Annotated in this window: 12 protein-coding genes and 1 pseudogene; 3 read left to right on the top strand and 10 right to left on the bottom strand. The window is 64.8% G+C overall.

Annotated features, from left to right (window positions below):
• Nucleotides 1-19: 19 nt before the first annotated feature.
• The 8 genes from FBZ93_RS07360 to FBZ93_RS07325 form a co-directional block, all read right to left on the bottom strand.
• Nucleotides 20-553 carry an NADH-quinone oxidoreductase subunit B family protein gene (locus FBZ93_RS07360; protein ID WP_146985259.1) on the bottom strand — a complete coding sequence of 178 codons (534 nt, stop codon included), beginning with the start codon at nucleotides 551-553 and terminating at the stop codon, nucleotides 20-22.
• Nucleotides 554-565: 12 nt separating this feature from the next.
• Complete coding sequence (locus tag FBZ93_RS07355) at nucleotides 566-2,077, bottom strand: NADH-quinone oxidoreductase subunit C (RefSeq protein ID WP_146985258.1); 1,512 nt, start codon at nucleotides 2,075-2,077, stop codon at nucleotides 566-568.
• Between the two features lie 18 nt (nucleotides 2,078-2,095).
• Nucleotides 2,096-3,544, bottom strand: coding sequence for a hydrogenase 4 subunit F (locus FBZ93_RS07350; protein ID WP_146985257.1), 1,449 nt, complete (start codon nucleotides 3,542-3,544; stop codon nucleotides 2,096-2,098).
• Nucleotides 3,541-4,203 carry a hydrogenase-4 component E gene (locus tag FBZ93_RS07345; protein ID WP_146985256.1) on the bottom strand — a complete coding sequence of 221 codons (663 nt, stop codon included), beginning with the start codon at nucleotides 4,201-4,203 and terminating at the stop codon, nucleotides 3,541-3,543. Before FBZ93_RS07345 ends, FBZ93_RS07350 begins: the two co-directional genes overlap by 4 nt.
• On the bottom strand, nucleotides 4,203-5,159 hold the full coding sequence (locus FBZ93_RS07340; protein WP_146985255.1) for a respiratory chain complex I subunit 1 family protein: 957 nt from the start codon (nucleotides 5,157-5,159) through the stop codon (nucleotides 4,203-4,205). Before FBZ93_RS07340 ends, FBZ93_RS07345 begins: the two co-directional genes overlap by 1 nt.
• A complete protein-coding gene (gene hyfB / locus FBZ93_RS07335) occupies nucleotides 5,150-7,162 on the bottom strand; it encodes a hydrogenase 4 subunit B (RefSeq protein ID WP_146985381.1) in 2,013 nt (670 codons plus the stop codon). The genes FBZ93_RS07340 and hyfB overlap by 10 nt, the downstream gene beginning before the upstream one ends.
• Nucleotides 7,162-7,434 (bottom strand): helix-turn-helix domain-containing protein, encoded by a 273-nt coding sequence (locus tag FBZ93_RS07330; protein WP_050421592.1) that lies wholly within the window; start codon nucleotides 7,432-7,434, stop codon nucleotides 7,162-7,164. Before FBZ93_RS07330 ends, hyfB begins: the two co-directional genes overlap by 1 nt.
• A 160-nt stretch (nucleotides 7,435-7,594) precedes the next feature.
• Complete coding sequence (locus FBZ93_RS07325) at nucleotides 7,595-8,422, bottom strand: CHAD domain-containing protein (protein ID WP_146985380.1); 828 nt, start codon at nucleotides 8,420-8,422, stop codon at nucleotides 7,595-7,597.
• A gap of 381 nt (nucleotides 8,423-8,803) precedes the next feature.
• Between FBZ93_RS07325 and FBZ93_RS07320 the strand changes: the two genes are divergently transcribed.
• The 3 genes and pseudogenes from FBZ93_RS07320 (at nucleotide 8,804) to FBZ93_RS07310 (ending at nucleotide 11,152) form a co-directional block, all read left to right on the top strand.
• Nucleotides 8,804-9,238, top strand: coding sequence for a MarR family winged helix-turn-helix transcriptional regulator (locus tag FBZ93_RS07320; RefSeq protein ID WP_146985254.1), 435 nt, complete (start codon nucleotides 8,804-8,806; stop codon nucleotides 9,236-9,238).
• 143 nt (nucleotides 9,239-9,381) lie between these two features.
• On the top strand, nucleotides 9,382-10,149 hold the full coding sequence (locus FBZ93_RS07315) for an enoyl-CoA hydratase-related protein (RefSeq protein ID WP_146985253.1): 768 nt from the start codon (nucleotides 9,382-9,384) through the stop codon (nucleotides 10,147-10,149).
• Between the two features lie 112 nt (nucleotides 10,150-10,261).
• Nucleotides 10,262-11,152 (top strand): annotated as a pseudogene (locus FBZ93_RS07310) (aldose 1-epimerase family protein).
• Here FBZ93_RS07310 and FBZ93_RS07305 read toward each other — a convergent pair.
• Complete coding sequence (locus FBZ93_RS07305) at nucleotides 11,153-11,458, bottom strand: hypothetical protein (RefSeq protein WP_246667385.1); 306 nt, start codon at nucleotides 11,456-11,458, stop codon at nucleotides 11,153-11,155.
• Nucleotides 11,459-11,512: 54 nt separating this feature from the next.
• Nucleotides 11,513-12,514, bottom strand: a complete 1,002-nt coding sequence (gene trpS / locus FBZ93_RS07300) for a tryptophan--tRNA ligase (protein WP_146985252.1) — start codon at nucleotides 12,512-12,514, stop codon at nucleotides 11,513-11,515.
• Between the last annotated feature and the right edge of the window lie 97 nt (nucleotides 12,515-12,611).

The raw sequence follows: 12,611 nt of genomic DNA, 5'->3' as shown, positions 1-12,611 counted from the left end.
CAAGCGGCTTACTCATCCCTCACCGAGCCGCGCCGCCGGAGTCCACCTCGTCGAGCAAGCTGAGAAGACCACGCAGGATCGTCATCGGAGGTGGAGGACATCCCGGAATGTGGAGATCGACCGGGACGATTGCGGAAACCCCGCCTACCACCGCGTAGCCGCCGGCAAAGCATCCGCCGTCCCTGGCGCAATCGCCCGCCGCGACAACCCATTTCGGATCGGGAGTTGCATTGTAGGTCCGTTCAAGGGCCTCGCGCATGTTCTTCGTCACCGGACCCGTGACGAGCAGGACGTCGGCGTGACGGGGTGACGCGACAAACCGGATTCCAAATCGCTCGACGTCATAATACGGATTGCTCAGCGCGTGAATTTCCAGCTCGCATCCGTTGCACGAGCCGGCATCGACCTCGCGGATCGACAGGCTGCGGCCGAGGCGACGCCTTGCCGTGCGGCCGACCGTGGCCGCGAGCTCCGCGATCGCGGCGTCGTCCGGACGCGGCGCCTGCTCGGTCAATGGCTGGCGAAACAGACTCTGAAGCAGAAGTTTGCGCATCGCGTCCGGTCCTCAGAGGTCGTGCCCTGAATAGGAGCAGTTGAACGACTTGTTGCACAGCGGGAAGTCCGCCACGATGTTGGCTTCGATGGCCGCCTCGAGCAGCGGCCATTGAAACCATGACGGGTCGCGCAGATGACATCGCTCGATCCGGCCATCGCTCAGGCGCAGCCATGCCAGGATGTCGCCCCGGAAACCCTCGACGAGCGCGATACCTTCGCAGGGCTCCGGCGCAATCTGCAGCGGCACCTTGATTGGGCCGGCCTCGAGTGCATCGAGGATCTGACCTGCCAGCGACAGGCTCTGCTCAACCTCGCGGATCCGGATCCAGACGCGGGCGTTCACGTCGCCGTCGCTGAGAACAGGCACATCGAAGCGCAGGCCGTCATAAGGGTGATAGCCGGGGCTGCGGCGGGCGTCATAGCTGCGGCCGCTGGCACGTCCGACATAGCCGCCGGCGGCGAATTGACGCGCGAGTGCCGCGGTGACGATGCCGGTGCCGACGGTTCGGTCCTGCAACGATGCCGTGTTGTCATAGAGCTCGACCAGCGACGGAAAATGCCGGCGGATCTGCTCGAGCGCGGCCCGGATTGCCGCAGGTCCTTCGCTGGCGATGTCGCGCGCCAGGCCGCCGGGAACGACGATGTCGCGCATCAGGCGGTGGCCGAAGGCCGCGTCGGCCGCGCGCAGCACGCGCTCGCGCAGCACGCCGCAATGCGCGTGCATCAGCGCGAAGGACGCGTCGTTGCAGATCGCGCCGATGTCGCCGAGATGATTGGCCAGCCGCTCGAGCTCGGCCATCAGCGCGCGCAGCAGGAGCGCGCGGGGCGGCACGGCAATCTGCATCGCGGCCTCGACGGCTTGCGCGAACGCCAGTCCATAGCCAACCGTGCTGTCGCCGGACACCCGGCCGGCGAGCCGCGCGGCCTGCTCGACGGTGCTTCCCGCCATCAACCCTTCGACGCCCTTATGGGTGTAGCCGAGCCGCTGCTCGAGGCGAACCACGGTCTCGCCGCTTGCGGTGAAGCGGAAATGTCCGGGTTCGATGATGCCGGCGTGCACGGGGCCGACCGCAATCTGGTGCAAGCTGTCACCTTCGGCCGGAAGGAACGGATAAGGCGCTGGATCGGGTGCTGCATCGAGACGTTCGCCCAGCGGTGCTTGCATTTGCCAGCGACCATGATCGAGCCAGGGGCGGCTGTCCGGCGTCTCGATGGCCACGAGTCCGAACAGGTCGTGGATGGTGCGCTCCAGTCGAAGCGCCGGGCGATGGCGGGCGGCGACGGAAGGATAGCGGCGATCGGGGCAGTCCAGACTGATCACACCAATATTGGATGCGCTGTTGTCAAAGAGCGCCATATGCACGCGCGACGGCTCGCCCCACAGTCCGAGCAAGCTCAGGCTGCCATCCGCAAGGGCGCCGGTGGCGGAGCGCCAGGTGCCGCTCTCCACGCTGATGCGCGGCCATGGGTTATGCCGTTCAACCCTGCGGCCTGCCCGGATCAGATCGATCAATGCCGGCATGTCTTGTTCTCCCTCGCGCTAGCCCAGGAGGTTGGCGACGTGCTGGAACCAGACGACGAGCGGTCCCGGAAGATAGATGCCCGCTGTCAGCACCAGCGCGAAATGCGCGAACATCGGCAAATAGGACGCTTCCGCCGGCGCCGCACTGCCGCGCGGCTCGCCGAACGCAAGGCTCGTCAGGCGCAGCACGAGCGCGCCGAAGGCGAGCAGCAGGCCGAACACCAGCGGGATCGCGAGCAGCGGCTGGCGCGCGAAGGTCGAGCTGACGATGAGGAACTCGCTCATGAAGATACCGAGCGGCGGCAGACCGGCGATTGCGACAACCCCGGTCACAAGGCCCCAACCGAGCGCGGGATGGGTTTCGGTCAGGCCGCGAATATTGGCGATCCGCTGCGTGCCCTTCACCTGCGCAATGTGGCCGACCGCATAGAAGATTCCCGACTTGGTCAGGCTGTGCATCACCATGTGCAGCAGGCCGGCGAAATTGGCGAGCGGGCCGCCCATCCCGAACGCAAACACGATGATGCCCATGTGCTCGATCGAGGAATAGGCGAACAGCCGTTTGATATCGCGGCGGCGGTAAAGCATGAAGGCCGCGAACAGCAACGAGGTCAACCCCATCGTCACCATCAGCGGACCCGGCGATATTGCGTCCGGATTGGCGGCAAGCAGGATCTTGAAGCGGAGCACCGCGTAGAGCGCAACATTGAGCAGCAGGCCGGAGAGCACGGCGGAGATCGGGGTCGGGCCCTCGGCATGCGCATCCGGCAGCCAGGCGTGCAGCGGCGCGAGGCCGACCTTCGTCCCGTATCCGAGCAGCAGGAAGATGAAGGCCACGTTGAGCAATGCCGGATCGAACGCCGCAGCGCGGCTGACCAGCACCGTCCAGACCATCGCGTCCTGACCCTCGCCGGTGACCGGCAGCGCGGCCATGTAGACCAGAATGGTACCAAACAGCGCGAGCGCGATGCCGACGCTGCCGAGGATGAAATACTTCCAGGCAGCCTCCAGCGCCGCGTGGGTCCGGTAGATGCCGACCATCAAGACGGTGGTGAGCGTGGCGATCTCGATCGCGACCCACATCAGGCCGATATTGTTCGACACGAATGCGAGGTTCATGCCGAACATCATGACTTGATACATGGCGTGGTAGAATCGCAGGTAGCGCGGCGTCAGTCGCCCGGTCTCGAGTTCATGGGCAATGTAGCTCGCGCTGAACACGCTCGTGGTTAGACCGACGAAGGTGTTGAGCACGATGAAGACGATGTTGAGATCGTCGACCAGCAGATACTGGCCGGGTTGCGGGCGGGCGATGACGAGCAGCGAAAGCGCAGCCAGGAAGGTGCTGAAGCTGGCCAGGATATTGAGCCCCGCGGTCAGCCGATAGCCGGGCAGCGCCGCCAGCACCGCTGCGGCGCAGATCGGTATCAAGAGAATCCAGGCAACGGCATCCGACGCCGCGTTCATCGCCGCTCCCCCCTGAACTCATCGAGCGCGCCGACATCGACGGTGTCGAAGCGCTCCCGGATCCGGAACAGGAACACGCCGATGACGATGAACGCGATCAGGATCGAGAAGGCCACGCTGATCTCCACGACCAGCGGCATGCCCTTGGCGCCGGTCGCGGCCAGCACCAATCCGTTTTCGAGCGACATGAAGCCGACGACCTGGCTGACGGCGTTGCGCCGCGTCACCATGACGAGCAGTCCCAGCAGCACCACCGACAGCGCGAAGGCGAGGTCTTCCCTCGCCAGCGGATCGGCGGCGCCGGTCACCCGCAGCATCAGTACCATCGAGAGGGCGACGAGCCCCATGCCCGCCAGCATGGTCGGGCCGATACCCACTGCGGTCTCGATATCGCGATGAATGCCGAGCTGCTTGACGATCCGGTGCAGCGCCACCGGAATGATGATCGCCTTGAACACCAGCGCGATGACCGCGGTCACGTAGAGATGCGGTGCGTTCTGGATGAATGCCTGCCAGGCGACGGAGAGCGCGAGCACCACGGCATGGACCGCGAAGATGTTCAGCAACGCATACAGGCGGTCCTGATACAGCATCATGAAGCTGATCAGCACGAGCCCGCCGGCGAGCAGATGAGCAATGTCGAAGGCAAGGTTGTGCATCAGAAGCCCCGCGACACGAACCGGAGAAGCGTACCGAGCAGGCCGAGCATGAGGGCGGCGCCGAGGAACTCGGGAACACGGAAAACCCGCACCTTCGCCGTCGCGGTCTCGAACACCGCAAGCAGGAAGCTTGCGATCACGAGCTTGAGGATGTAGGCGGCGGCGCTCACGAGGTACGACAGCGGGCCTGCGCCTTCGGTGGTGATCTGCCAGGGAAAGAACACGCAGATGATCAGGGAGACGTAGAGCTGGAGCTTGAGAAAGGCGCCGAACTCGATCATGGCGAGATGGCGTCCGGAATATTCCAGGATCATCGCCTCGTGCACCATGGTCAGCTCGAGATGCGTCGCCGGGTTGTCGATCGGAATGCGGGCGTTTTCGGCGAGCGCCACCATGATGAGGGCAATCATCGCCATGCCGAGCGAGACGCGCAGCCCCACCTCGGATGACGCCATGAAGGTCGCGACCGTCGACAGCTGGGTCGAGCCGGCAATCAGCGCGACGCAGAACACCATCAACAGCATGGCCGGTTCGGCCAGAGCGGCGATCATCACCTCGCGGCTGGAGCCGATGCCGCCGAAGCTGGTGCCGACATCCATGCCGGCAAGCGCGAGGAAGAAGCGCGCGCTGCCGAGCAGGGCGACGATCGCGATCAGGTCGGCGCTCCAGCTGAACTCAAGGCCGGTGGCAAATGTCGGGACCAGCGCCGCGGCGACCCAGATCGCGGCGAACGTGATGTAGGGCGTGACGCGGAACAGCCAGGACGCGTTGTCGGCGAGCACGACCTCCTTGCGCAGCAGCCGCAGCAGATCGCGGTACGGCTGGAGGATCGACGGTCCTTTGCGGCGTAGCAGGCGAGCCTTCATCTTGCGCACGACGCCGGTCAGGAGCGGCGCGAGCAGCAGAACAAGCGTCATCTGGCCCAGTTGAACGAGGATGTCCGAGATCACGACCATATCGCGAGCGCCAGCAGCAATGTGACGAGGGTTGCGAAGACCAGGCTGAGATAGCGGCGGATGGTGAGGAACTGGAGCTGGTTCAGCCGATCGGCAAAGAACCACACCGTTTCAGTCACCGGCGAATAGAGCTGCTCCCAAACCGGATCGTGCATGTCGATCCTGAGGCGGGCCGGCCGCAGGTCGCCCGGCGGCGGCATGTCGACGTGTTCGCGGGCCTGGAAGATCAGCGTGCCGAACACGCGGCGGATCGGCTGGACGAAGCTTACTCCGGAATATTGCGCCGCCGGAGCTGGATCGGCAAAGCCGCAACCCCAGGCGGGCCCGCGCCGGATCGCGCGCGATGCAAAGCGATGGATGAAATACACGGCAAGCGACGCCGCGGCCGTGATGAAGATGAAGACGAGCAATCCGTTGTAGGAGCTGCGGCTCTCCTCGATCGGAACGATCGAAAGCCAGGCGTCGCTCGCCTGAACCGGCATGCGGTGGCCGATCACCGCCATTGCGACGGGCGAAAGCGCGTCGATCACCAGGCCCGGCAGAATTCCGGCGAGAAAGCACAGCGCGGCGAGGCCAAACATCGCGGCGAGGCAATAGCGATCGACCTCGCCGGCGGCCTCAGCGGCCGGGCTTCGCGCGCGGCCGAGGAAGGTGATTCCGAAGGCCTTGACGAAACATGCGGCTGCGAGCGCTGCCGCCAGCGCCAGCAACGCGCCGACCGCGGGCACCATGATCTTCAGCATCCATTGTGGCAGATCGGGGCTTTGCAGGACCGCCTGAAACATCAGCCATTCCGATACGAACCCGTTGAACGGCGGAAGCGCCGAGATCGCAACGCAGCCGACGAGAAAGACGAAGCTCGTAAGCGGCATGCGGTGGATCAGGCCGCCCAGCTTCTCCATGTCGCCTTCGCCTGTCGACGTCAGCACCGCACCGGCGCCGAAGAACAGCAGGCTCTTGAAGAACGAATGGTTGAGGACGTGGAACAGCGCGGCTGTGAAGGCGAGGGCCGCCGCCAGGCCGTAACCGTTCGCCTGAAACGCCAATGCGAGGCCGAGGCTCGCGAAGATAACGCCGATATTCTCGATCGTGCTGTAGGCGAGCAGGCGCTTGAGATCCTTCTCCATCAGCGCATAGAGGATCCCCATCACGGCGGTCACTCCGCCGAGGATGAGAACGACGACACCCGCCGACCAGCTTGGCGGTCCGAGCAGATCGAACACGACCCGGATGAATCCGTAGACCGCAACCTTCGTCATCACACCGCTCATCAGCGCCGAGACATGGCTCGGGGCCGCGGGGTGGGCGAGCGGCAGCCACACATGCAGCGGGACCAGGCCGGCCTTCGACCCGGCGCCGAGCAGCATCAGCGCAAGCACCAGCGCGGCTTCGGACGGCGTGTGCCGGATGCCGCGCATGGCCGCAAAACTGTAGCTGCCGCCGGCTCCCGACAGCAGGCCAAACGCAAGCAGCAGGGCCAGGGTCCCGAAACTTGCCATCACGAGATAGACGTAGCCCGCCCGCGCATTGTCTGCCTCACGATGGTGCGCCATCACGAGCGCCCACGACGCGAGCGACATGAATTCCCAGCACAGCAGATAGGTGAACGCGTCGTCGGCAAGCACAACGAGGTTCATCCCGGCGAGGAACGCCGGAAAGAACGGCAGGACGCGATGCGGCGTCGTTTCGTGGCTGCCGTAGCCGAGCCCATACAGGCTTGCGGCCGCACCGCCGAGATTGACCACCGCGAGAAAGAATGCGGCGAGCGCATCGAGACGGAAATGCGAGCCCAGCCAAGGCAGTCCGACCGGCAACATCAGTTCGGTCGCGTTGGTGTGGGCGATCAGCGCGTGCAGCGCCGCGGCCAGCGCGATTCCCGAAATCGCAAAGGTCGCGCCGTAGACGACGGCCGTCGATCGGCGTGATCGGCTGGTGGCAATCGCGAGAACGGTCGTCGCCAGCAGCGCGGCTACACACCAGAGCTGCTGGGCGACCGTTGAGATCACGTCTGCACCTTCGGCGAGCCTGATCCGGCCTTCAATCGCACGCCGCGGCCGCCGCCGCTGCTGACGGCGCCCTCGTTGATGACCTCGACGCCGGCCGCACCGAGCGCGTCGATCAGTTTCACCAGCGAGTCGACATTGCCTCGAATGGTGCCCTCGCTCGCTTCCATGCGCTGGATGGTCGGCACGGAGAGTCCGGACAGCTCGGCGAGCTGCCGCTGGTCGATGCCAAGCAAGGCTCTTGCAGCCCGAAGCTGCGCTGCAGTGATCATCGATCGGGCCGTCGGTTGGGATTCGAGTCTAGTTGAATGTCATTTATGCATATTAAGTAGTGATGTTACAAGGCCAATAAGTGATGTTTCATACATCATTGCGGGCAAGGCTATCGGCACGATCGATCCCGTGTGCCGGCGAAGATGCGCTGCTGGGTGCTCAGTCGGAGATTTTTCGATAGACGGCGGCGGCGCGGCGCAGCAGCTGGCTCTTGCGCTTCCGCTCGTGCACGCGCTGGTGCTTGGCCTTGCGCTCCTGGGCGCGCCGCGCGAGGGCATCGGCACTTTCGAGCAGCGCGCGACGCACCTCGTCATCGTTCAATTCGCCGAGCAGCTGCTGTCCCTTGCGCAGATGCTTCAGCACGTTCCGCCATGATGCGTAGACATCGGCAGGCAAGCCGCCCTCCGAGAACTCGATGGCGTAGCGCAGCCGCTTGCTGGCGAGCCGGACGCGGTGGCGCTTGTTCTTGCCCATGCCTTGCAGCCCGCGGCTCCGCTGGCACAGTTTGCCATGCCACCGCGCGAGCCGGCGAGCGTGAAACACCGCGACCGGTACCGCCCGCCGCTGCGCGGCGCGGCGGTTCTGCCGCGTGGTCCAGGGGCCGCTGCCGACCCAGTCCCACATGCCGTCGAACCATTGCCAGTATCGGTCGGTTTGCAGCGCTTCCTTGAGGGCGTCGAACGCGTCGGTTCGCGCCGTCTGGAGCATGCGCTCTTCAGGCAAGTCTTTGCTGTTCGCGATCGCGACGTCGAGATCGCGCGTCGCGCCGAGATGGGCGCTCAGCCATTTCAGCTCGGATTTCAGTCGCGTCCATTCGCTATCGGCCACCATCGGGCCGTAGAAGGCGACCGCCGCCTTGAGCCGCGTCAGTGCGATCCGGGTCTGGTGCAGCGCGGCGGAATTGCCGGAGCTCAGGGCCTCGTGATTGGTCGCGACTTCCTCGAGGCATTCCGACAGGATCAGGCGAAACGCGGTCTCACAACGCATGGCTTGGCTGAGGTGGCGCGGCCGCTTCGGGCGGGCAACGCGTTCCCGGTCCGGACTAGCCGCTGACGTCATGACACTCCCGTGGCGCTGCCGGAGCCGCGACGCAAAGCGCCGCTCCTGGATAGAAGATTTCCCGTTTGGTCGATGCCGATCAAGGGTTTTCTGCCAGTGGCGGCGCTGCGGTGATCCGGCACTGCAATCAAAATGTCGCAATCAACCTGGCCGGGCGGTCTCATTCCAATCGACATGTTGGGTCGCTCCGGTGGGGGCGTCGGTGCATTGAACGCCGCCGCGCGACAAGACAACGGATTTCGACCAATCGCCGGATATTTCGTTCGCGAAACATCTTGATATTTCGCACGCGAAATATATAACGGCGGGATGAGAGCGGAACACCTGCTGATCTTTCTCCTGACCGTGGCCTATCGGCGGCTGCAACGCGCCATCGACCAGGAGACGGCTGCGCACGATCTGACGTCGGCCCAGACGGGCGTGCTGTTCTTCCTCGGCCGCAATGACGGCGCGCTGATCGGCGACGTCTCGCAGGCGCTCGACATCGTGCCGTCGGCGATGACCGGGCTCGCCGACCGGATGGAGCGTGCGGGCCTCGTGAAGCGCCGGCGCGATGGTGAGGACGGGCGCAGCCAGCGGCTTCATCTGACCGCGGCGGGGCAGGAGCTCGGCAAGCGCGCCGCGACGCGGACTAGGGTGATCAACAACCGTCTGATGGACGGCTTCTCGGAAGCCGAGATCGACGTGGTGTCGCGCTGGCTGACCAGCCTGCAGGAGAAGTTTCCGAAGGACAAAGATGGTTAGAGCATGACCCGGAAAGGTACGAAGCGGTTTTCCGGAAAGACCATGCTCAAATCAAAGAACCAATTAGAGCGTTTTCAAGCGAAGTGGATACCGGTTCGCGTGAAGAAAGCGCGCCAAACGAGTAGCAATCAAAGGAGTGAGACATGAGTGACGTGGTCGTAGCGCTGGACGGTGGCGTTCTCACCGTGACGATGGCGCGTCCGGACAAGAAGAATGCGATTACCAACGCGATGTATGGCGCGATGGCCGAGGCGCTCGAACGCGCGGAAGGCGATTCCGCGATCCGCGCCGTGCTGCTCCAGGGCGACGGCGACAGCTTTACTGCAGGCAACGATCTCGCAGATTTCGCGGCGGTGTCGCGCGGCGTGCAGGGCGAGCGCCACGTGACGCGTTTCCTCAGCTGTCTTGCCAAGGCGACGCGGCCGCTGGTTGCCGCCGTGCAGGGCAATGCGGTCGGCATCGGCACCACCATGCTGCTGCATTGCGACCTCGTCTACCTCGCGCCGACCGCGCGGCTGATCACGCCGTTCGTTAATCTGGCGCTGGTGCCGGAGGCGGCCTCGACCTACCTACTGCCGCAGCGGATCGGCTATGCGCGAGCCTATGCGATGTTCGCGCTCGGTGAGCCCGTCGAGGCGGAGACTGCCGTCTCGATCGGCCTTGCCAATGCAGTAGTGCCGCTCGCGGATCTCCGCGCCAAGGCACGCGCTGCTGCCGACGCATTGGCGAAGCGGCCGTTCGGCTCGCTCCAGCACACCAAGGCGCTGATGCGCGATCCCGCCGGGATCAGCGCGCAAATGGCGCGCGAGGGCAAGATCTTCCAGGAGCGGCTGATGAGCGCCGAGGCGCGCGAGGCGTTTGCGGCGTTTGCCGAGCGGCGCCAGCCGGATTTCTCCAAGATCACCGGGTAGGCTTGAGGCTAGGGGCCGCCACGCGGCGGCGACCCCATCCCTTTGGGGTTGACGGCTTCGCCCGCATCGAACATCTCGTGTCAGGGCATAGCGCAACCCGGCGAGGCGAAGCATGAGCGACAGTCACACGCTGCGCGGCGATGGAATCGCCGCGACCATCCTGGCGCAAGGCGCCGAATTGTCGTCGCTCAGGAATGCCGAAGGGACCGAATTGCTGTGGCAGGCCGGTCCGCAATGGCCACGCCATGCGCCGATCCTGTTCCCGATCGTCGGCCGGTTGAAGAACGACACCCTTCGCCACAACGGCGAGACCTATCCGATGACGCAGCACGGCTTCGCGCGCGACCACCGCTTTGCCTAGTTTGAGCAGGGAACGCGGTCATGCAAGCTCGCGCTGTCAGACGATGCGGAAACCCGTGCACGCTACCCCTTCGCGTTCAGGCTCGAGGTCACCTACAGCATTGATGGCGCCGGCCTCGACGTCAGCTTCGACATCGTCAACAGCGGCGACGAGATGCTGCCGGCCTCGCTCGGCGGTCATCCCGCGTTCAATTGGCCGCTGGTGCCGGGGCTGCCGAAAGAGGCTTACACGCTGACCTTCGGCAAGACTGAACCCGCGCCAATCCGGCGGTTGAAGGATGGATTGATGCGGCGGCAGCCTGAACCCAATCCGGTCAAGGGCAGAACGCTTGCGCTGTTGGAGGAGCTGTTCGATGACGACGCGATGGTCTTCGATCAGATCGCAAGTACATCGGTCCTCTTCACGGCGACACTGGGCCCGGCAGCAGCCACGCAAGGCCCGGCGATCGAAATTTCCTGGCGCGGCTTCCGCGAGCTTGGCGTCTGGTCGAAGGTTGGCGGAGCGCCGTTCCTCTGCATCGAACCATGGCACGGTTTTGCCAGCCCTGCGGAGTTCGACGGAGAGTTCGCCGACAAGCCCGGCCTGATGTACATCGCTTCGGGTAGCCGGAAATCCCTGAGTTATCGGATTCGCGTGAGCTGATCAGTGCGCGCGCGAGCCGAGCGCATCTGTGAGCGCGCCCACCGACGGCGGGTTTTCGTGCGCCCACGCCTCATGCGCGGCGAGATCGCGGTAGTGCTCGGCCATGCGCAGCAGCCGCTCGCGGATGCCGGCATCTTCCTCGCCCTTGGCCTGATCGGCCAGCTGCGCGGCGCGTTCGAGAAGCGTTTTCGGATCGATCACGACAGGCTCCAAAATCCGGTTTCGCCACAGCATGATCCGGAAAAGTGCGAAGCGGTTTTCCCTCGCGACAAACGCCAAAGGCGGTTGCGCGGAGATCATGCTCAAAACGGATAACTGCCTTAGCCAAGCACAGTTCCTGCCATGGTTTGATGACAGGGTTCAGAGCTGGAACAGGCCCAGCCCGGCCATCACGTCGCGCTTGGTGCGCTCGGTGATCTCCCGCGCTTTCAGGGTTCCGCGCCTGATCACGTCGACGACGTGATCGCGATTGGTTGAGAGCTCAGCGCGCCGCGTCCGGATCGGTGCGATCAGGGCTTGCAGGACGTCTTCCAGCCGCCGCTTCACGGTCGCGTCGCCGAGACCGCCGCGCCGATAGCGCGCCTTCAATTCCTCGACGGCGTCGTGATCGTCGTCGAACGCGTCGAGATAAATGAAGACGACATTGCCCTCGACCTTGCCGGGATCGGCGACGCGCAGATGGTCGGGATCGGTGAACATCGCGCGCACCGCGGCCGAGATGTCATCGGGCGAAGCCGAAAGCGCAATCGCGTTGCCCGCGGATTTGCTCATCTTGGCGCGTCCATCGACGCCGGGCAGCCGTCCCGCGCGCGGAATGATGGCCACGGCCTCCGGCAGCAGCGGTCGGCCCGCGAGCGCGTTGACGCGACGGACGATCTCGTTGGTCTGCTCGATCAGCGGCGCCTGGTCCTCGCCGACGGGGACGACGGTCGCCCGAAACGCGGTGATATCGGCAGCCTGCGCCACCGGATAGCACAGGAAGCCCGCCGGGATGTCGCGTCCGAATCCGCGCGCACGGATCTCGTCCTTGATGGTCGGGTTGCGCTCGAGCCGCGCGACGGTGACGAGGTTGAGATAGAGCATCGATAGCTCCGCCAGCGCCGGAAGCCGCGATTGCAGGCAGATCGAGGTTTGCTCGGGATCGATGCCGACGGCGAGATAATCCAGCGCGACCTCGATGACGTTGCTGCGGACCTTGCCGACATCGTGCGCATTGTCGGTCAGCGCCTGCATGTCGGCGAGCAGCAGGAATTGTTTATGGGTGTCCTGAAACTGAAGACGGCTGCGCAGCGAGCCGGCGTAATGGCCGAGATGCAGCGGCCCGGTGGGGCGGTCGCCGGTCAGGATGATCGGTTTGGTCACGGTTGATCTCCATTCGGTTGAATGGGGACACCGCATGCGGGCCGGATGGGATGAAACAATAAAGGCCGCCCGATGCGGCGGCCCCGAAAATGCATGA

Source organism: Bradyrhizobium macuxiense (assembly GCF_007993935.1).
GTDB classification, from domain to species: domain Bacteria; phylum Pseudomonadota; class Alphaproteobacteria; order Rhizobiales; family Xanthobacteraceae; genus Bradyrhizobium; species Bradyrhizobium macuxiense_A.
Note: the sequence above shows the minus strand (reverse complement) of the source record. Positions and strands in the feature narration are given on the sequence as shown.